A 19,030-nucleotide genomic window follows, 5' to 3' on the forward strand; every position below is an offset into this window, starting at 1 on the left:
GGACCCGCAGAGGCCGGCGTCGAAGAAAGGCAATCAGGGGATGAAGCGCTTTCGGTTCAATCAGCAAGAGATCGTCTTCGCCGTCTTTGCGTTGCTGTTCCTCGTCTTCTCGATCTTCCTGAATGGCTTTCTGACGGCCGAGAACATGCTGACGCTGCTCCAGAACGTGGCCGTGCTCGGCATCCTCGGCCTCGCCATGGCGATCGTCGTGATCGGCCGTGGCATCGACATCTCGCTGATCGCGGCCCTCGCGGTGCCCCCAGGACTGGTGCTTCAGATGGTGCAGAACGGCCATTCGCTGCCGTTCTCGTTGTTGATTGCGGTTCTGCTCACGATCGCCTTCGGCCTCGTCAATGGCTGGCTGATCGCCTATGCCGAGGTGCCATCGCTGTTTGCGACGCTCGCAACCGGCCTGTTGCTCGCTGGACTCGGACAGGCCGCACTGTTCGAACTCGACGTCGTGCAATGGAGCGCGGGCATGAACGGCTTCGAGCGGCTTGGACAGGGCACCATTCTCGGCATTCCGACCTCGATCGTGATGTTCGCGATCGCCTGCATCGTGGTCGCATTCCTGCTGCGCCAGACCCGCTGGGGCGCCTATATCTATGCGATCGGCGATAATCCCTACGCCGCGCGCGTCACCGGCATTCCGTCACGGCCGATCGTCGTGCTGCAATACGTGGTCGCCGCCTTGATCGGCTGCTTCGCAGGTCTCGTGATGGCCGCATCGGTCAATTCGATGCCGACCCGTGTCTTCAACTCCACGCTGATCTACGACGTGATCCTGGTGGTCGTGCTGGGCGGCATCGGGCTGTCAGGTGGGCGCGGCGGTGTGCTGAACGTCGTCATCGGCACGCTGCTGATCGGCACCATGCTCAACGGCATGACCATCATGGATATCTCCTACGCCGGGCAAAATCTCATCAAGGGCGTGGTTTTGCTGCTCGCCGTCATCACGGACTCCTTCCTGAATCCGCGCAACGAAGAAACGGCACAGCAAGGCGACATCTGAACGACCGACAACAACGACGACGACAACCAAGGAGGAAGCAATGAACAATCCGAAAAAGGCAATGCTCGCCGCACTGGCTCTCGCGGCACTGACGGGACCGGCGCTGGCCCAGCAGGGCCTGGACGAACCGTTCCAGAAGCCGTTCAAGGAAGCCCTCGCCGGCAAGACCGTGGCCTACGTGCCGGTCGCGATGAACTTCGACCTCACCGAGGGCTGGTACGCCGGGCTGAAGAAGGAACTCGAGCCGTTCGGCGTCAAGTTCGTGATCCGCGATGCCAATTGGAACACCAATGCGGGCGCGCAAGCCGTCACGTCGCTGATCTCCGAGAAACCGGCGGTGATGGTGGTCCATAATCCCGACGTGCAAACCTACGCAAAGCTGCTCCAGCGCGCCGAGAACGAGGGCATCTACGTCATCCAGATCAACATGGGTTCGGCCTATCGCAGCTCCGCCTTCGTCGGCGCCAATTGGATCGAGATCGGCGAGCGGGATACCGAAGCCGTGGTCAAGGCTTGCGAGGGCAAGTCGAACAAGATCGCGATCGTTCAGGGTGCGCTCTCGGCCGCGGCCAGCGCCTACACGCTGAAGGGTGTCGAGAACGTTCTCGCCAAGCATCCCGAAGTCAAGGTGGTGTCGAGCCAGGCCGCCGACTGGGATGCTGCGAAAGCCAAGGCGATCACGCAAACGGTGCTGAAGCAGAATCCAGACCTGTGCGGCATCGTCGGATTCTGGGACGGCATGGACATCGGCACGGCGGCCGCGGTGAAGGAAGCGGGCCTCACCGGCAAGGTGTTCCTGGCGACTTCGGGTGGCGGTGAACGCAAAGGCGCCTGCGAGCTGGTGAAATCAGGCGCGTTCGACCTCAACCTGAGCTACGACGTGCCGACCCAGGCCGCGCAGATGGCCGGTACGATCAAGTGGCTGCTGTCGTCGGGCGCGAAGCCCGGCTCGATCAAGGGCTCGGAATATACCACGTTGATCCCGATCACCAAGGAGAACGCTGACAGCCAGATGTCGTGCTGGAATCTCAGTGATCTCAAGAAATAGTCCGCGCTGACGCCCGAGATCCCCGGGATCAACACCCGGGGATCTCGCTCTCAATAGTTTCCATGCCTCATTGGAATGCCGATGCGCGACACAATCACAAGCCTGCGTTACCGCTACTGGCCTGATCATCTCCTCGGCGAAATCCTCTCCAAGCGATGGACCGAGACAGCCATTCCGGTCATCCTTCTCCTGATCGTCGGCTTCGCGTTCAGCCGGTCCATCGACAACTTCCTGTCGCCGGCGAGCCTCGCGGACACCGCGCGCCAGGCCGGCGAGATCGGCTTCATCGCGCTCGGGCTCGCACTGGTCGTCATCGTCGGCGGCATCGATCTCTCGGTCGGATCGATCTTCGCACTGACCGATTTCTGCGCCCTCTATCTGCTCGACGTCGCGGGCTGGCCCGTTCCCGCAGTCGTGGTCGCGACACTGCTCTGTGGCGCCCTGCTCGGCGCCGTCAACGGCATCCTGGTCGGATATCTGCGGCTACGCGCCTTCATCACCACGCTGATCACGCTGATCATCTACCGTTCGGCCTACGATCTCCTGATCCAGCGCTACTCCAACGCCATCGCCTCGGCCTTCCCCGACATCCCGTCCTGGGATTTCATCGGCGCCGGTTCTGTCCTGGGCATTCCGACCGTGGCGCTGGCCTATATCGTTGTCGCCATCTTCGGTCACATCTTCATGACGCGCTTGCGGCCCGGCTGGCACATCACCGCCATCGGCGGCTCGCGCCGCTCGGCTTACAATTCTGGCATTCCCGTCCGCCGCACGATCGCGCTCTGCTATGTCGCAAGCGGCGCGCTGACCAGCGTCGGCGCATTGTTCTTCGCGTCCCGGCTCGGCACCGTCGGCGGCGACATCGGTGTCGGCCTGGAGGTGATCGTGCTGACCGCGACAGTGCTTGGGGGCATCACGCTCGGCGGCGGCAAGGGCTCGGTCGCCAAATCGGCCGTCGGCGTTCTGATCGTGCTCCTGATTACCAACGGCCTCACCACCATGAACGCGCGCGGCGGCGTCAACCGCATGGCGCTGGCCGGCATCCTGCTCGTCGCCGCGATGGTCGACATCCGCTGGCAGAAGAACCGGACCCGCATCATCAGCAAGGTCTACGTCGCGCCGACCTACCACGAGCTGCCGCCGCCACCGCCGACCGAGATCGGACAAGGCGGACCGTTCGAGCAGAACGACAAGCTGCGTGACGTCGAGGCGATCGGGCTCGGCCGCATCGAGGCACCGGAGGACGTCATCCTCGATCGCCACGACAATCTCTACGCCGGCTCACGCCACGGCGACATCATGCGCTTCCTCGCGCCCGACTACCAAAAGATGGAAGTGTTCGCCCATATCGGCGGCCAGCCGCTCGGCATGGCCTTCGACCGCGAGGATAATCTCTATGTCTGCATCGGCGGCATGGGGCTCTATCGTATCAAGCCCGACGGCACGGTGGAGAAGGCGACCGACGAGACCAACCGCAGCATGCGCTCAGTCAACGACGATAGTCGCTTGCGCCTCGCCGACGACCTCGACATCACCGACGACGGCCTGATCTTCTTCTCGGAAGCAACGGTGCGTTACGAGATGGACGAGTGGCCGATCGACGGCCTGGAAGCGCGCGGCAACGGCCGCATCATCTCGTACGACACCAAGACCGGCACCACACGCACCGAACTGCGCGGCCTCAAATTTCCCAACGGCATCTGCGTCGCCAGCGACGGCCAGTCGATCCTGTTCGCCGAAACCTTCGGCTGCTCGATCAAGCGCTATTGGTTCGCAGGCCCCAAGAAGGGTGCGGTCGAGGTGGTGATGGACAATCTGCCTGGATACCCCGACAACATCAACCTCGCCTCCGACGGCAATTACTGGCTGGCCCTGGTCGGCATGCGCAGCCCCTCGCTCGACCTCGCCTGGAAGATGCCGGGCTTCCGTCGCCGCATGGCCAAGCGCGTGCCGGTCGACGAATGGCTGTTCCCCAACATCAACACCGGCTGCGTGGTCAAGTTCAACGAGCAGGGCAAGATCGTCGAGTCGTTCTGGGACCTGCACGGCGAGAACCATCCGATGATCACCTCGATGCGCGAGCATCGCGGCTATCTCTATCTCGGCGGCATCCTCAACAACCGCATCGGTCGCTACAAGCTCGACAAGGCCGATCCGAACTTCGTCCAGTATGACAAGCGGTGGGGGAAGCAATCGTGATCGCGGCCGTCAGAGACTTCGCCAACCGTTTCCTCGGGCGCGGCGACGCCACCATCACCGTGCCGTCCTTCGACGGCGCATTGAAGCCCAACCAGAAGCTGGAATCGGCCGAGACCTTGATGACATGCGAGGCACCGGAAGATATCGCGACGGATGGAAGCAACCTCTTCATCGCCGACGGCCAGCGGCTGATGTGCCTGCGCGGCGGCTCGGCATCGGAGGTGCGTCGCTTCGAACAGCCGATATCAGCCCTTTGTGCCCTTCCTGGCGGCGGCCTCGTCATCGCGCTCGGCGGTCGCGAGGTGCGCGTTTATGCAAGTCCATCAGCCGAGCAGCCGGGCGTGACGTTCACCGATGCGGCCTTCAAAGCGATCAACGCGTTGGCGCTGGCGGACGACAACACGCTGATTGCAACCGACGGCTCGACCACGTCAGGCGTCGACGATTGGGCCCGAGACCTGTTGGAGCTCAATCGCACGGGCCGCGTGTTCAGACTGGACCCGGCGACCAAGACCGTGACGCGCTTGGCTCAGGGGCTCGGCTATGCTTTCGGCGCCTGCGCGCATGGCAACGCCGTGCTGGTCAGCGAGAGCTGGCGCCATCGCCTCGTTCTCGTTGCATCAGGCGCATCGCCAAAGGTCGTGCTTGCCCATCTCCCCGTCTATCCGTCGCGATTGTCGAAGGCCTCAGGGGGCGGCTACTGGCTCACCGCCTTCACCGCACGGACCCAGCTCGTCGAGTTTGTGCTGCGCGAGCCAGGCTACCGGCGCCGCATGATGGCCGAGATCGATCCGGCCTATTGGGTCGCGCCGCGCCTGCGCTCCGGGCGCTCCTTCAAGGAGCCGATGCAGGGCGCGCATATCAAGACCATGGGCGTCATCAAGCCGTGGGCACCACCGCGCTCCTACGGTCTCGTCATCCGTCTCGATGCGGACGGCCAGCCGCTCTATTCGCTGCACAGCCGGGTGGACGGCGTCAATCACGGTATCGTTGCGGCGATCGAGATGGACGATGATCTCGTGCTGATCGCAAAGGGACCGGGCCGGATCCTGAAGCTGCCGCTTGCTGGCCTCGCCAAGGAGTTTCGGACATGAGCGACATCGCCCTCTCGCTGCGCAAGGCGACAAAGCTCTATGCCGGTGTGCCCGCTATCGACGGTGTCGACTTCGATCTCCGCCGCGGCGAGATCCACGCACTGGTCGGCGAGAACGGAGCCGGGAAGTCCACCCTCACCAAGGTGATGGCGGGCGTGGTGACGCTGACCTCGGGGACCATGACGGTCGACGGCGCCGACGTCGCGCCGAAAACACCGCTGGAGGCGCGCAATCTCGGCATCGCCATGGTGTTCCAGGAAAACAGTCTGGTCCCGACCATGACGGTCGCGCAAAATCTGTTTCTCGGGCAGGAGAAGTTTTATAACCGGCTGCGCGGTATCTACATCGCCGCACAGCAATTCCTGCAGTCGCTCAATTTCGACGTCACGCCGACCGCAACCGTCAGCGGCCTCGGCGCGGCCAAGAAGCAGATGGTGGAAATCGCACGCGCCGTCCTGCACCGCGCCAAGGTCATCATCTTCGACGAGCCGACGGCGTCGCTGACGCCGGAGGAGAAGAAATATTTCTTCGACCTCGTTCGTGATCTCAAGAAGCGCGGCGTCTCGATCGTGTTCATTTCACATGCGCTGGAAGAAGCGCTGCTACTCGCCGACCGCATCACGGTGCTGCGAGACGGCAAGCATGTCGTGACCGACGATGTCGCCAAGTTCGATCGAGCCGCGATCGTGCAGGCCATGGTCGGGCGCGACCTTTCCAACACACTCTATGGCGCCCGCAAGAGCAGCGTGCGGCCGACCGGCGCGCGGGTGCTGACGGTGCAAAATCTGAAGATGGCGCCGATGGTGAAGAACAACTCGCTGTCAGTATTCGCGGGCCAGATCACCGGCGTGTTCGGCCTCGTTGGCGCGGGCCGCACCGAAACGTTCAAGATCGTCGCGGGCGTGCTCAAGCGCGACTTCTTCCATGGCGGCGAGATCCTGCTGCACGACCAGCCGGTGCGCTATCGTGTGCCGGCGCCCGCGGTGAAGGCCGGCGTCGCCTATGTCACGGAGGACCGCAAGGTCGAGGGCTTCTTCGAGACGTCCTCGATCGCGCGCAACATCTATCTCGGTCTGCTGTCGAAGTTTCCGCGGGGACGCATGATGCTGTCGCGGCGGGAGACCGACGCGGTCGGCAAAACCTGGATCGAGCGGCTGAAGGTTCGCGCCATTAGCGACGACGGCAAGGTCGTCGAGCTCTCTGGCGGCAATCAGCAGAAGGTCGTCATCGCCAAATCGCTGGTGCAGGAGCCGGACCTGATCATCTTCGACGAACCGACCCGCGGCGTCGACGTCGGCGCCATCGTCGAAATCCACGAGCTGATCAACCGGCTCGCCGATGAGGGCAAGGCGGTCGTAGTCATCTCGTCCTATTTGCCCGAGATCATGGCGCTCTCCGACCGCATCCTGGTCTCGCGCCAGGGCAAGGTCGTGGAAGAGTTCTCTGCATTGGAGGCGACGGAGGAGAAGATCATGTACGCGGCGATCCACTAGCTGCGTCTATAATTTGTGCCCCTTCTGGCGCAGTGCCTCGATCAGGCGTTGCTTCAATTGGTCGGCGGCCTTCTGGCTGACATCCTGGGCAATCTGCGCGCTCGCCTGCACCAACGCATCGGATTGCGCCAGAAACTTCTGTCCGGCCGGCTGGGCGTAGAACGCCTCGATCTGGCGCAGTTCGTCCAGGGTGAAACTCGCGGCATACACGGCGGCGATCTGGTCGGTCATCGATGCGAAGAACGGCGTGTAGATCTCGGCACCGGGCGCCGTCATCGCGTCATAGTCGCGCTCGATCTCCGGCCTGTCCTGCGCCACCACCGGCCGCAGCTTGAGCAGAAGCTGCGGCAGCAGCGCGCGATACTGATCGGCGATCTTCAGCGTCACCACGAGCTTGCGCGCCGTATTCATCGCCTCCGGCGACGGCGCTTCCGCGGAAGCCCCGCCAATGAGACAGAGAAGAACAGCGGCGATCGCTGGCAAATGTCTGGGCATGGCCACTCCCCTCACCGGCCCGCAGGCGCAACGGCCGCGGTCGACGTCGGCCCAGTCTCGATGGCCGCTTCCGCCTGCTCGACCTCCGACACTTTCACGAACAGATTCGGCACCCGCTCGGCACGATGGAGCAGCCAGGCGGCGCCGATCATGATGATGATCCCGGCGGCGGAGACCGCGAGCTGCTCCCATACGCCCTTGGTGTATTGGGTCAGAATCCAGTGCGCGGAGAACGACAGGAACACGCCGAGGCAGAAGATCGGCAGTGAGTGCTGGCCGCAGAGGATGACGGGCCGCAGCCATGGCGTCTGCAGCGCCTTCCATTGGCGCGAGACGAAATACGTCACCCAGGTCGCCAGCGCCAGGAAATGGGTGAAGCGCAGCAGGTCGAGGTCCGTCTTGTCGATCGGGTAGATCGCCTTGATCATCCATTTCGGGATCATGGCTTCGAGCGCGGGAACGTGCCAGGTCATCACGATCAGGAGGGCGAAAACGATCCAGGCCGCGGCCAGCGTCATCGCAGCCTTCGACCACACCCATCGGCTGATCTTATCGATCTGGCCGATGCCGCACCAGGCGGCGAACACGAACATCAGCTGCCAGCAGAACGGGTTGAAATACCAGGTCGTGCCCGGCGGATAGGACGCCACGTTCCAGTCGAACCAGCGCGACAGCACGTAGAGCACCACGGACGCAGCGAGCGTCAGGTTCGGCCGGCGGACCAGGCACCAGACGATGAAGGGCGAAGCGAACACCAGTGCGATGTAGAGCGGCAGCACGTCGAGATTGACCGGCTTGTACTTCAACAGGATCGCCTGCCCGATCAGTTCGTCCGGATGCGCCAGGAAATTGAACACGTTGAACTCGTGCTCGTACATCGGATTGTCGAAGCGGCGCGCGGTGCGGGCGATCTGCGCAGTGAACAGCAGGAACAGCATGATGTGGGCGACGTACATCTCCGCCGCCCGCTTCCACAATCGCTTCAGCGCGGCGAGAAACCAGCCGCCCGTGACGATCGGCCCGTAGATCCAGCCGACCAGGTAGCCGGAGATGAAGACGAAGAACTCGGCGGCGTCGCTGAAGCCGTAATTGCGCAGCGTCAGCCACGCCACGACATCCTGCGGGATGTGGTCGAGGAAGATCATCCAGAGGCCGATGCCGCGGAAGAGGTCGAGCCTCAAGTCGCGCTCGACCGGCGCCAAGAGTGCTGCCTGGTCTCGTATGATCATGGCCCCCGCCTCTTACCGTGGGCACCGCGCCACCGCGGCGCCGTGAAAATCAGATGCTAAAAAGGATCAATCAAAAGCTCATCTAACCCTGCGGTTAGACGAGCAACGGTAGCCGACCTTGGCGTCCGCGCAAGGGACTTTGTCGCCGCAACGCGCGGGCCGGACGCGCAAAGGAGCTGAAAACAACCCCATGCACAGTAGCTAAGTCCTTGCATGGCTTACAAAACACACGGCACCCGTCGGGCAAAACGCGACCCGACGCGGCGCCGGCGTCGGGACGGCTGATCGCCCTCGGCAGCACGCCTGAAGCCGAGCCTTTCAGGAAAGCCGACGTGAGCGCTGCGGACGATTGTCGGCATGACTTTACCGGTCATCGCGATCACATGAATCCGGGATTGCGCGGCAGATAGCCGCTCCAGTTCCCGAAGTCCCGCGACGACATCAGCAACATCGGAAACTTGATCCGCATTCCATGCTCGAACGCGGTGTGAAGGGCCGCCTCACTCGCGCCGGGCAGGAACGCCGATATCCGCGGCGATTCGCTTTCGAGCGCGAGATGGAGTGCCGTCCTGAAAGCGGTAGCGACGGCATGGTGCTCCATCGTCGCCAGCGGTCCGACGTGCCCGCCGGAATCGACGTAGGCGTAGCCCACCCATTCATGGCCGTCGTGGAGATTGAACCCTCGCGTGCTGCTGTCGTTGATCAGATAACGATGATGCTTTTCGCGGGATACGCCAACGACCCGCACATCCGCCTGTGCCAGGCGACCAAGGGTCGAAGCGTTCTCCTGCAGCGGCGTGACGTCGAACTGCGGGCCTCGCCGGGCAGCGATCAGCTGCTCGCGCGCGACGCCGACGCTGTAGATGGGAAACCTCGGAAACAGTCCGTAGCGCATGTAGAGGCCTTGCGAGACCGTGTTGAAGCTGAAGGTGATCAGCACCTTGTTGGACGCATTCGACCGCCCGGCATGCTCCAGGGTCCGCTTGATCAGCTCGTTGCCGATGCTCCGCCCCTGCTGATCCGGCGACACGAATAGCTGTGCCAGAAACCACATTTGGCCGCAGACCCAACTCCAGGCGAAGCCGAGGATTCGATCGTCCTCCTCCGCCACCCACAGACCGTCGGGATCGTCTCTCATGGAAAACAGCTGGAACCTGGGGGCCGAAGCGGCGGCCATCGGCCCAAAGCCATGCCGTTCCGTGAGGTCGTTGATGCTGGAAACGACGAGAGCATCCGCGATTTCCAGATCCTGTGCACGCGCCGGCCGGTAAACCACAGACATCGAGGCAACTCCGTTTGGTGGTCGGAGGGTGGTCAAAACCTCGCCGCTCCGGGATCGAGCCCAAGCGTCAGCCGGCCGGAAGTGACGTAGTTGTTTGGGCTCATCGCGACGTGCTTTGCGGCGGCGCGCACGTCGCGGACCGCGCGTTCCAGCGCGCAAGTCTCGAAGATGGCCACGGAGCCCGCGCTCGCGGCCAGTTCGTCGGCAATGGACATCGCAGCTTCGGCCGCGTTCGCGTTGGCGATCCGAACATCCGCGCGCGCCTCCGTCAGCCGATCGCCTTCCGTCTCGGCCGCCGCCATCAATTCGTTCATCGCATCGACGATGAAGGCGCGGGCCGCGCGAAGCTTCGCCCTCGCCCGCCCGACCGTCGCCTGGACGGTTTCTCGATCGCGTAGCGAGGCCCGGCTGCCTTGGCGGCCGTTTCGGCAGGCGAGTTCTGCAAATCCGGCAATCGCGCCGGAGGCGATCCCGAGCGGCACCCCGGAGATGCTCCAGGCGAACACGGATGACGGCGGCATGCGATAGAGCCGTCCGGGCTGGGTCGGCTGCAGGCCCAGGAACGAGTGCGCATGAGCCGCCGGTACGAAGACATCGCGCGCGTCGAAATCGCAGCTTCCGGTGCCGCGCAGTCCGGACACGTGCCAATTGTCGAGGATGGTCACGTCTGTCCGGTCGAGATAGCAGCAGATGAGGGGCGAGACCGGATCTTCGGGCCGGACGCTCGTCAGCACCATGAAGCGCGTCGCGTGATGTGCGCCGCTGCCGAAGGGCCACCGTCCGGATACGCGATAGCCGCCGCGGACGACACGCGCCGTGCCGACCGCGCCGGTCGCACTGGCGACGAAGGCACGGGGATCGGAAAACCACTCGGATGCGACGGCCCGGCCGAGGTAGCCGCCGAGCCGGCTCATGCCGCCACCGTTGCCCACCAGCCAGCCAACCGAGCCGTCTAGCGCCGAGGCGTCTTCGACGACGCGCATGAAGTCGAAGGGAGAAAGTTCGGGTCCGCCGAGCGCGTGCGGCAGCCACAGGCGAAAGAGGCCGGCCTCGGCGAGCGCCACGAAAACAACATCCGGCAAGCGGCGCCCGCCGTCGAATTCGCCACGATGCGCGGCGACGAGTGGGGCCAGCGCCTGGACGGCTTCGCGAATGCGACGAACCGGATGCCGGGGGTCGGATAGTACGTCCGGATCCAGTTCGTTCGTCTCCGCCGCATCGCACGTATCGCTCATCGGGCAACCCTCGAAGTGATTTGGCGCCCACAGCATGATCGCCCGCTTATCGGCGGTCCCAAATCTGTTCCGAAAAGATTGTAAAAAATGTAGTCTCCGGATCATGCCCCCGATCCGACAATTCGGTCCCTTCCGTCTCGATGCAGAAGCCGAGATGCTGTTTCGTGGGTCCGAACCGATCGCACTCGGACGCCGCGCGGTGATGCTGCTTCGGCTGCTCGTCGAGCAGGCCGGAACGCCGGTTTCCAAGGACGCACTGATGCAGGCCGGCTGGCCGGGGCTTGCGATCGAGGAAAGCAATCTAACGGTTCAGATCGCCGCGTTGCGTCGCATATTTGCCGGAGCCGACGGGGGCGCCACCTGGATCGAGACGCTGCCGCGCCGGGGCTATCGTTACGTCGGGCCGCCGCTCACCGAGATTGGAGCCGACCAGCCTGGTTCGCAATCGCCCGTCGTGTCCAACAGGGCCTCGCTCGCGGTACTTCCGTTTTCGAATCTGAGCGGCGATCCCGGGCAGGAGTACTTCTCGGACGGGATCACCGGAGACATCATCTCGGAGCTGTCGCGGTTCAGGTCGCTGTTCGTCGTCGCCCGCCACTCCAGCTTCGCCTACAAGGGCAAGACCTCCGAGATCAAGCGGGTCGGCCGCGAACTCGGCGTCGACTACGTCGCCGAAGGGAGCATGCGCAAGACCGGCAGCCGCGTGCGGGTGACCGTCCAGATTCTCGACGCCAGGAGCGGCTTCAATCTCTGGGCCGAGCGCTACGAACGCGAACTCGAGGACATTTTCGCCCTGCAGGACGAGATCGTCCAGGCGATCGTCGCGGCTCTTCCGGGCCGGCTCGAGGACGCGAGCCGTGAGATCGCCAGACGAAAACCCACCCCGAGCATCACCGCTTACGATCTGGTCCTGATGGGGGACGAGCGGTGGCGTCAGTTGACGGTGAGCGGCATGGCGGAGGCCCGAAAGCATTTTCGGAACGCCGTCGCGCTCGACCCGCAATATGCCCGAGCTCACGTCAACATCGCCTGGACCATCGTCTGCGACGAGTTTCTCGAATCGCCCTCCGGCGCCGACCTCGACGATGCACTTCGCGAGATCGAGACCGCGCTCGATATCGACGACCGCGACGCCTGGGCTCACGGCGTGTTCGCGCAATTGCTGTTCCTGCGACGCGAGGACGACAGGGCCGAATTCCACTTCGGCCGCGCTCTCGCGCTCAATCCGAATGATGCCGACGTCGCTGCGGTCCTCGCAAACATTCTGGTCTACTGGGGGCGCTGGCGAGAGGCGCTCACATGGATCGGAGTGGCCAAGCGGCTAAATCCGTTTCCGCCCAATCTGTACAACTGGTACCACGCGCTCGCCCTCTATTCGGGTCGGGAGTACGAGCAGGCGGTCAAGGCGCTGATGGAGACGCGATCCCTTGACCGGTGGTCGCACGGTCTCCTTGCCGCCTGCTATGCACAGATGGGCCGGCTCGGCGAAGCACGGTCGGAAGCGGAGAGGTTCGTGAGGGAAAGGCATCGGGAAATCAACGCCAACGGGACAATTTTTCCGGCGAACACGCTCGATCTCGCTCGCGCGCGGGCCGGGAGGTACAGAGCCTCTGTCGATCGCGATCACTTCCTCGACGGTTTGCGCAAGGCCGGTCTATCTGGTTGAAGGCGCCTCGCTCGAAGCCACGGTTACGGCGACAGTGCCTGCAAAGCCAGAATGGCCCGCGTCTAGCGGGCCATTCTCGTTGCAGCGCAAATGCTGATGATGGCCATTTGAGGTACGACCGGTGCGCACCGAGGCCTGCGCGGCTAGCTCTCCAGAATCGCAACCGCCCGTGTCCATCCCGCCGAGGCCCGTTCGATCTTCACGGGGAAGCATGACACCTTGAAGCCGGATGGCGGCAGCAGTTCGAGATTGTGCAGCTTCTCGAGATGGCAATAGCCGATATGGCGACCGGCCTTGTGACCTTCCCAGATCAGGCTGGCGTTTTTCGTCTCGGCGTATTTCTTCGCGGTATGAACGAACGGCGCGTCCCAGCTCCAGCCGTCGATGCCGGTCAGGCGCACGCCGCGTTCGAGCAGGTACATGGTCGCTTCATAGCCCATGCCGCAGCCCGAAGTGACGTAGTCCTGCCGGCCATATTTGGCGCCGGCGCTGGTGTTGACCACGACGATCTCCAGCGGCTTCAGCTCGTGGCCGATGCGCTTGAGCTCGGCCTCGACATCCCCGGCCGTTGCGACATAGCCGTCCGGCAGGTGACGGAAGTCGAGCTTCACGCCGGGCTGGAAGCACCATTCCAGCGGCACCTCGTCGATGGTCCAGGAACGCTCGCCGCGATTCATGGTCGGATGAAAATGCCAGGGTGCATCGAGATGCGTGCCGTTGTGGGTCGACAGGCTGACCTGTTCCACCGCCCAGCCCTGGCCATCAGGCAGATCCTCGGCCTTCAACCCGTCGAAGAACTGCAGCATACGCGGCAGGCCCTGCTGGTGATTGATGTACTGGATCGTCGGATGATTGCCGGGCGGGTCGGCCGGCACATCATTCTGCAGGGGAACGGAGATGTCGATCAGCCTGGTCGTCATGGCGCTTCCTCGTTGATTGTTCTCGTTGAATGTTTGGCGGCCGTCAGGCGACCCTTCAGGCGTCTCTTCAAACGTCTTGCCGCTCGACACGGTTCTTCAAGATACCGATCTTCTCGACCTCGAGCTCGATCGTATCGCCATGCTCGAGATACCATCCGAGCTCGAGGCCGCAACCATTGCCGACCGTGCCGGAGCCGATGAACTCGCCGGGCATCAGCGTCTCGTCCTGGGTGACGTGGGCGATGATCTCCTCGAAAGAGAACAGCATGCCTTCGCTCACGCCTTTCGAACGTGTCTCGCCGTTGACGCGCGCTTCCATCTTCAGACGATAGGGATCGCCGATCTCGTCCGGGGTCACGATCCACGGACCCATCACGTTGCCGCCGTCGAAACTCTTGCCCTTGGCCGGGCCAAGCCGTCCCTCCATCTCGATGCGCTGGGCGTCGCGCGCTGAGAAATCGTTGAAGATAGTGTAGCCGAAGATGTGATCCCCAGCCTTCGCGGCCGAGATGTTGGCGCCCTTGTTCTTGGTGATGATCCCGAATTCGAGCTCGTAGTCCATGACCTTGCTGTAGCGCGGCCATTTCACTGTGGTGTTGGTGCCGCGCACGCTGAAGCGGTTGGTGATGTAGAAGATCGGCTGCTTGCGATAGACCTCGGGCAGTTCGCCGAGCGGCTCGGCGTCGATGCGCGCCAATTCCGCCATGTCGCCCTTGGCGCGCGCGGCGAGCTTTTGCTGCCCGCGCGGCGCCTGGAGGATGTGCAGCGGAAACGACATGCCGTCGCGCATCTGCCTGGGCTCCGGCACCGGCGCGAGGATGTCGACGGCGCGGACCGCCGCCGACAGTGTCGCGTCCTGGCCGTGCTTGTCGAGCAGGGCCGCCGCCCGATCGAGCGCGCGGGGCCCGGCATCGATCAGCGCCAGCATCGAGCCGAAGGCGGGATCGGCCTGCCCCTCCCGCGCGGCGGCTGCGGCGAGGTCGAGCACCTGGCTGTCATTGCCATGGACGACGCCGATCTTCTCCTGACCGGCCGATCTGAACGTTGCGAGCTTCACCTTGGGCACCCCTTGCTATCGCTAGAAATATATGATCAGATAAAATATCGATAAACAAGCTATAAAAATACAAATTGGGAGAGCGCGGTGAGGCGAACGCAGGTAAGTGCGATGGTGGCGGGTCTCGCCCTCGGGATGTCTGTTGCAGTGACGGCGCCAGCACAGGCGCAGGCCAAGATCCAGATCGGCTGCACCGCGACCTCCGACTGCGCCTCGGCGATGGTCGCGGTCGACGAAGGTATCTTTAGAAAGCATGGGCTGGACGTCGAGATGACGCCGATCGCGATCAATTCCAATATCCCGGCGGCAATCCTGTCGAACTCGATTCAGATCGGCGGCCCCACCTCGACCGTCTTCCTGCAGGCCGTCGACGGCGGCCTCGACCTCGTCGCGATCGCCGGCGCCTCGGTCATGAACCAGACCTCGAACACCGCGATCGCCGCCTTCGTCCGAAACGGCATCACCATCAAGGAGCCGAAGGACTTCGTCGGCAAGAAGGTCGGCGCACCCGGCCTGAACGCCTTTCTCCATGTGCTGTTCGTGAAATGGCTCGTGGAGAAAGGCGTCGATCCCAAAAGCGTCAATTTCGTCGAGGTCACTTTCCCGACCATGGCCGACATCATCAAATCAGGCAGTGTCGATGCCGTGCTCACCGCCGAGCCGTTCGTCACGCGCATGACCAATGCGGGGCTCGGCTCGGTCGGCGCGCGGTACGGCGCCGAGCTCGGCCGCACCGATCCGATCATCTTCTACGCAGCGTCCCGCGATTGGGCGGAGAAAAACGCGGCGACCGTGAAGAAATTCCGCGAGGCCATCGCGGAGGCGGCCGCAATCGTCAACAGTGATCGCGAGAAGGCCTCCGCCGCGATCGCCAAGTTCACCAAGCAGCCGCTCGAACTCGTCAAGTCGACGCCGCCGAACCAGTCCGAGCCGAACCTCAAGGCAGAAAACCTCACCTGGTGGATCGAGGTGATGTCGTCGCAGAAGATGCTGCAATCGAAGCTCGATACCGCCAAACTCGTGCTGAATTGAAGGAAAAGGACGATGCCTGCTCCCGAGCGCACTCTCGAACGCCCGCCGACTGAAGCCGGCACCTTGAGCGAGCGCGCCGCAAGCCTCATCGAACAGGACATCCTGGCCGGAGATCTCGCACCGGGATCGCGGCTCGGCATCGTCGATCTCGTGCATCGCTACGAGATCGGCGCCACGCCGTTGCGCGAAGGCCTGTCGCGGCTGATGTCGCGCGGCCTGATCGTCGGCATCGGCCAGCGCGGCTTTCGCGTCGCCGAGGTCAGCCGCGAGGATCTCGCCGACATCACCTGCATGCGGACGGCGGTCGAGATCGAGGCCGTCAGGCTCGCCATCCTCCATGGCGACGTCGCCTGGGAGGCCGGCATCATCAGCGCGCTGCATCAGATGCGCCGGCATATCGAGCGAACCGGCAACGAGTTCCGCGAAGGCGCGGCCGATTTCGACCGGCTGCACAAGGGCTTTCACACCGCGCTGCTCGCGGCCTGCGGCTCGCAGCGCATGCTGGCCGCCCATTCCGACCTCTACGACCAGGCCTATCGCTATCGCCGCGTCATGATGGGTGCGATCGACAGCGGCGAGGGGTTCATCCGGAGTCACCAGACGCTCGCCGACCATGTGCTCGCCCGCGACGTGCCCGCCGCGCAAAAGATGCTGGCGGCGCATCTGCACTCGACCATCGATTTCGTCTATCCGCAGGCCGGCGGGGAGCAATCATGACCGTCGTTGCCAGGATCATTGAGGCCCGCGCCGCGCGGCGGCAAGAGACGCTGATCGCGTTCAACGCTGCGACGCTGCGGCTCGGCGGCAAGACCATCATCGAGAATCTCGACCTTCAGGTGCGGCCGGGCGAATTCCTCTGCATCGTCGGCGCCTCCGGCTGCGGCAAGACCACGGCCTTGCGGCTCGCCGCTGGCCTCTATCGCCCCACCAGCGGCGCCGTGACCTTCGACGGCGAGGAGATCACCGCGCCGCGCCGCGAGGTCGCGATCGTGTTCCAGGATTACGGCAAGGCGCTGTTGCCGTGGCGGACCGCGGCCGGAAACATCTCGCTGGCGCTGGAAGCTTCTCGTGTGCCGGCGCGCGAGCGCAACGCTCGCATCGAGGCGCTGCTGCGCAAGGTGGGCCTGCCCGGCCATGCCGACAAATATCCGACCGAAATGTCGGGAGGCATGCAGCAGCGCCTGCAGATCGCGCGCTGCCTCGCACAGGAGCCGACGACGCTGCTGATGGACGAACCGTTCGGCGCGCTCGATGCGATGACGCGCCAGGGCTTGCAGGACGAAGTCCTGTCGCTGACGCAGGCAAGCCAGACGACCGTGATCTTCGTGACCCACGACCTCGACGAGGCGATCTATCTCGGCGACCGTGTCATTGGCCTGCTGCCGCATCCGGGCCGGATCGGGATCGAGCTCGATGTCGACCTGCCGCGTCCGCGCGACCAGCTCGCCACCCGCGAGCATCCCGAATTCCTGCGGCTGCGCCGGCAATTGTTCGACTTCATCAAGGCAACCGAACATTGAACCTCGATCGCACGAGACCCTTGCTGCTGCCGCTGGCGCTGATGCTGGCGTTCGAGCTCTGGGCGCGCCTCACCCATCTGCAAAGCGACAGCCTGGCGCCGCCGAGTGCGATCCTCGCGGCGCTGGCCGCAGCGCTGGCCGATCTGTCGATTCCGGTCGCGACCCGCGACACGCTGTTCGCTACCTTTGCAGGGCTCGCGATCGGCAGCGCAATAGGCCTCTCGCTCGGCATCGCCTTCGGCATTTCACGTCCGCTCGACCGGCTGATGGAGGTGACGGTCGAGGCGATCCGCCCGATTCCCTCGATCGCGCTGCTGCCGATTGCGCTGATCGCGCTCGGCTTCGGCTACCGGATGGAGATCGTGATCGTGGCGTTCGCCTGCGTCTGGCCGATGCTGATCATGACGCGCAGCGCGGTGCGCAGCATCGAGCCGCGCTTGATGGAGGTGTCGCGAGCGCTGCGGCTGAGCGCGACACAACGGATCACAGAGATCGTGATCCCGGCAGCACTGCCGCGGATCTTCGTCGCCTTCCGCCTGTCGGCCGGCATCGCCCTGATCGTCGCCGTTACCGTCGAGATCGCCATCAATCCGATCGGGCTCGGCGCCGGCATCATGCTGGCGCAGCAGGCCCTGCGCGCCGACTTGATGCTGGCCTATCTGCTGTGGATCGGCGTAATCGGCTATGCGCTGAACATCCTGTTGATTGCGGCCCAGCGCCGCCTGTTCGGGCGCGCCGCGGTTGCCGGAGACAATCCGTGAACCGCGCGGCGATCCTCTGGCGTGTCGCAAGCGTCGTCGTCGCGGCCGGCTTCATCGCGACGTGGCAGCTCATTGCCAATCTGAAGCTGGTCTCGCCGGTGTTCCTGCCGGGTCCTGACAAGGCCTGGGCCGCGCTGATGCGCGGCTTTTCGAGCGGCGATCTCGCCAGCAAGCTGATCGGCACGCTCGAGCACATGGCCTACGGCTGGCTCGCCGCCTCGATCGCCGGCATCGCGCTCGGCGCGCTGATCGGATCCTCAAGGATGATGCGGGCCTATGTCGCGCCGTCGCTGGAATTCCTGCGGCCCCTGCCGGTCTCGGCGATCGTCCCTGTCGCAATCGCGATGCTCGGACTGACGCAAGGCATGGCGCTGTTCGTCATCGCTTTCGGCGCGATCTGGCCGATCATGCTGGCAACCATTCACGGCTTTGCCGCAGTCGAGCCGCGACTCTACGAGGTCGCCCGCTCGTTGCAGATGTCGCGCGCCGCAATCATCGGCAAGATCGCCTTGCCCTCGGCATTGCCCGACATCCTCGCAGGCATGCGGCTCAGCCTGACGGTCGCGCTGATCCTCTCGGTGGTCTGCGAGATCCTGGCCGGACTCGACGGCCTTGGTCAGTGGGTCCTGCTTTCGGCACGCGCGTTCCGCTCGGCCGACCTCTTCGCCGGCGTCATCCTGCTCGGTGCGACCGGATATCTGACGTCGATTGCGGTGTCGCTCGTCGAGCAGCGGCTCCTCGCCTGGCAAACCGCGGCGAGGTAGCGCGATCACATCGCCCAAAACAAAAATGGCCCGCATCAAGCGGGCCATTTTCGTCTCGGAACCGGTCATTCCGAATTTGGTTGCGGGGATAGGATTTGAACCTATGACCTTCAGGTTATGAGTATGAATTTCACAGTTTTCTGGATTTATCCCAAGACTCCCCGCTTTACCTAAGTCTCTCAAAGTACTACTGAACTCTAGCATCGCGATTTCCCGAGATATC

Annotated in this window: 17 protein-coding genes; 11 read left to right on the plus strand and 6 right to left on the minus strand. The window is 63.9% G+C overall.

The window, feature by feature from the left end:
* Positions 1–40: 40 nt before the first annotated feature.
* The 5 genes from QY049_RS13705 to QY049_RS13725 all read left to right on the plus strand — a co-directional run bounded on the left by QY049_RS13705 (position 41) and on the right by QY049_RS13725 (position 6,846).
* A complete protein-coding gene (locus tag QY049_RS13705) occupies positions 41–1,012 on the plus strand; it encodes an ABC transporter permease (protein WP_258764043.1) in 972 nt (323 codons plus the stop codon).
* Positions 1,013–1,052: 40 nt separating this feature from the next.
* The gene (locus QY049_RS13710) at positions 1,053–2,060 is read left to right on the plus strand and encodes a sugar ABC transporter substrate-binding protein (RefSeq protein WP_258764044.1); all 1,008 of its coding nucleotides are present in this window, start codon (positions 1,053–1,055) and stop codon (positions 2,058–2,060) included.
* A 75-nt stretch (positions 2,061–2,135) separates the two neighbouring features.
* A complete protein-coding gene (locus QY049_RS13715; RefSeq protein ID WP_258764045.1) occupies positions 2,136–4,259 on the plus strand; it encodes an SMP-30/gluconolactonase/LRE family protein in 2,124 nt (707 codons plus the stop codon).
* Complete coding sequence (locus tag QY049_RS13720; protein WP_258764046.1) at positions 4,256–5,353, plus strand: hypothetical protein; 1,098 nt, start codon at positions 4,256–4,258, stop codon at positions 5,351–5,353. The genes QY049_RS13715 and QY049_RS13720 overlap by 4 nt, the downstream gene beginning before the upstream one ends.
* Entirely contained in the window at positions 5,350–6,846 is a 1,497-nt protein-coding gene (locus QY049_RS13725; protein WP_194478227.1) for a sugar ABC transporter ATP-binding protein, read from the plus strand. Before QY049_RS13720 ends, QY049_RS13725 begins: the two co-directional genes overlap by 4 nt.
* Before the next feature lie 6 nt (positions 6,847–6,852).
* Here the strand turns inward: QY049_RS13725 and QY049_RS13730 are convergent, their stop codons facing one another.
* From QY049_RS13730 to QY049_RS13745, 4 genes are all read right to left on the minus strand, one after another.
* Positions 6,853–7,341, minus strand: coding sequence for a DUF2059 domain-containing protein (locus tag QY049_RS13730; protein WP_258764047.1), 489 nt, complete (start codon positions 7,339–7,341; stop codon positions 6,853–6,855).
* An 11-nt stretch (positions 7,342–7,352) separates the two neighbouring features.
* Positions 7,353–8,570, minus strand: a complete 1,218-nt coding sequence (locus QY049_RS13735) for an OpgC domain-containing protein (RefSeq protein WP_258764048.1) — start codon at positions 8,568–8,570, stop codon at positions 7,353–7,355.
* Between the two features lie 379 nt (positions 8,571–8,949).
* On the minus strand, positions 8,950–9,747 hold the full coding sequence (locus QY049_RS13740) for a GNAT family N-acetyltransferase (RefSeq protein WP_301269502.1): 798 nt from the start codon (positions 9,745–9,747) through the stop codon (positions 8,950–8,952).
* Between the two features lie 137 nt (positions 9,748–9,884).
* A complete protein-coding gene (locus QY049_RS13745) occupies positions 9,885–11,123 on the minus strand; it encodes an acyl-CoA dehydrogenase family protein (RefSeq protein WP_258764052.1) in 1,239 nt (412 codons plus the stop codon).
* 67 nt (positions 11,124–11,190) lie between these two features.
* Here QY049_RS13745 and QY049_RS13750 point away from each other — a divergent pair, with 67 nt between their 5' ends.
* Positions 11,191–12,753, plus strand: coding sequence for a winged helix-turn-helix domain-containing tetratricopeptide repeat protein (locus QY049_RS13750; protein WP_301269503.1), 1,563 nt, complete (start codon positions 11,191–11,193; stop codon positions 12,751–12,753).
* Between the two features lie 143 nt (positions 12,754–12,896).
* Here QY049_RS13750 and QY049_RS13755 read toward each other — a convergent pair whose 3' ends face one another.
* Positions 12,897–13,673, minus strand: coding sequence for a cyclase family protein (locus QY049_RS13755; protein ID WP_194478233.1), 777 nt, complete (start codon positions 13,671–13,673; stop codon positions 12,897–12,899).
* 67 nt (positions 13,674–13,740) lie between these two features.
* Positions 13,741–14,730: a fumarylacetoacetate hydrolase family protein gene (locus tag QY049_RS13760; protein ID WP_258764055.1), complete on the minus strand. Its 990-nt coding sequence runs from the start codon at positions 14,728–14,730 to the stop codon at positions 13,741–13,743.
* 111 nt (positions 14,731–14,841) lie between these two features.
* On the opposite strand from QY049_RS13760, the gene QY049_RS13765 reads away from it, so the two are divergent.
* The 5 genes from QY049_RS13765 to QY049_RS13785 are packed head-to-tail and all read left to right on the plus strand — an operon-like array spanning position 14,842 to position 18,807.
* Entirely contained in the window at positions 14,842–15,762 is a 921-nt protein-coding gene (locus QY049_RS13765) for an ABC transporter substrate-binding protein (protein WP_309493996.1), read from the plus strand.
* A gap of 12 nt (positions 15,763–15,774) precedes the next feature.
* The gene (locus tag QY049_RS13770; protein ID WP_258764059.1) at positions 15,775–16,479 is read left to right on the plus strand and encodes a GntR family transcriptional regulator; all 705 of its coding nucleotides are present in this window, start codon (positions 15,775–15,777) and stop codon (positions 16,477–16,479) included.
* Entirely contained in the window at positions 16,476–17,282 is an 807-nt protein-coding gene (locus QY049_RS13775; protein ID WP_258764060.1) for an ABC transporter ATP-binding protein, read from the plus strand. Before QY049_RS13770 ends, QY049_RS13775 begins: the two co-directional genes overlap by 4 nt.
* The gene (locus tag QY049_RS13780; RefSeq protein ID WP_258764061.1) at positions 17,279–18,043 is read left to right on the plus strand and encodes an ABC transporter permease; all 765 of its coding nucleotides are present in this window, start codon (positions 17,279–17,281) and stop codon (positions 18,041–18,043) included. Before QY049_RS13775 ends, QY049_RS13780 begins: the two co-directional genes overlap by 4 nt.
* Entirely contained in the window at positions 18,040–18,807 is a 768-nt protein-coding gene (locus tag QY049_RS13785) for an ABC transporter permease (RefSeq protein ID WP_258764062.1), read from the plus strand. The genes QY049_RS13780 and QY049_RS13785 overlap by 4 nt, the downstream gene beginning before the upstream one ends.
* Positions 18,808–19,030 lie beyond the last annotated feature (223 nt).

Origin of the sequence: Bradyrhizobium sp. WYCCWR 13022, from assembly GCF_030435535.1 — a bacterium.
In the GTDB taxonomy this organism is placed as follows: Bacteria; Pseudomonadota; Alphaproteobacteria; order Rhizobiales; family Xanthobacteraceae; genus Bradyrhizobium.

What these genes read in the sequence shown, in the direction of transcription:
- QY049_RS13725 (WP_194478227.1), top strand. Translation starts at nt 5,350, where the DNA reads ATGAGCGACATCGCCCTCTCGCTGCGCAAGGCGACAAAGCTCTATGCC.
- QY049_RS13730 (WP_258764047.1), bottom strand. Translation starts at nt 7,341, where the DNA reads ATGCCCAGACATTTGCCAGCGATCGCCGCTGTTCTTCTCTGTCTCATT.
- QY049_RS13755 (WP_194478233.1), bottom strand. Translation starts at nt 13,673, where the DNA reads ATGACGACCAGGCTGATCGACATCTCCGTTCCCCTGCAGAATGATGTG.
- QY049_RS13775 (WP_258764060.1), top strand. Translation starts at nt 16,476, where the DNA reads ATGACCGTCGTTGCCAGGATCATTGAGGCCCGCGCCGCGCGGCGGCAA.
- QY049_RS13745 (WP_258764052.1), bottom strand. Translation starts at nt 11,123, where the DNA reads ATGCTGTGGGCGCCAAATCACTTCGAGGGTTGCCCGATGAGCGATACG.
- QY049_RS13715 (WP_258764045.1), top strand. Translation starts at nt 2,136, where the DNA reads ATGCCGATGCGCGACACAATCACAAGCCTGCGTTACCGCTACTGGCCT.
- QY049_RS13735 (WP_258764048.1), bottom strand. Translation starts at nt 8,570, where the DNA reads ATGATCATACGAGACCAGGCAGCACTCTTGGCGCCGGTCGAGCGCGAC.
- QY049_RS13770 (WP_258764059.1), top strand. Translation starts at nt 15,775, where the DNA reads ATGCCTGCTCCCGAGCGCACTCTCGAACGCCCGCCGACTGAAGCCGGC.
- QY049_RS13765 (WP_309493996.1), top strand. Translation starts at nt 14,842, where the DNA reads ATGGTGGCGGGTCTCGCCCTCGGGATGTCTGTTGCAGTGACGGCGCCA.
- QY049_RS13705 (WP_258764043.1), top strand. Translation starts at nt 41, where the DNA reads ATGAAGCGCTTTCGGTTCAATCAGCAAGAGATCGTCTTCGCCGTCTTT.
- QY049_RS13710 (WP_258764044.1), top strand. Translation starts at nt 1,053, where the DNA reads ATGAACAATCCGAAAAAGGCAATGCTCGCCGCACTGGCTCTCGCGGCA.
- QY049_RS13750 (WP_301269503.1), top strand. Translation starts at nt 11,191, where the DNA reads ATGCCCCCGATCCGACAATTCGGTCCCTTCCGTCTCGATGCAGAAGCC.
- QY049_RS13740 (WP_301269502.1), bottom strand. Translation starts at nt 9,747, where the DNA reads ATGGCCGCCGCTTCGGCCCCCAGGTTCCAGCTGTTTTCCATGAGAGAC.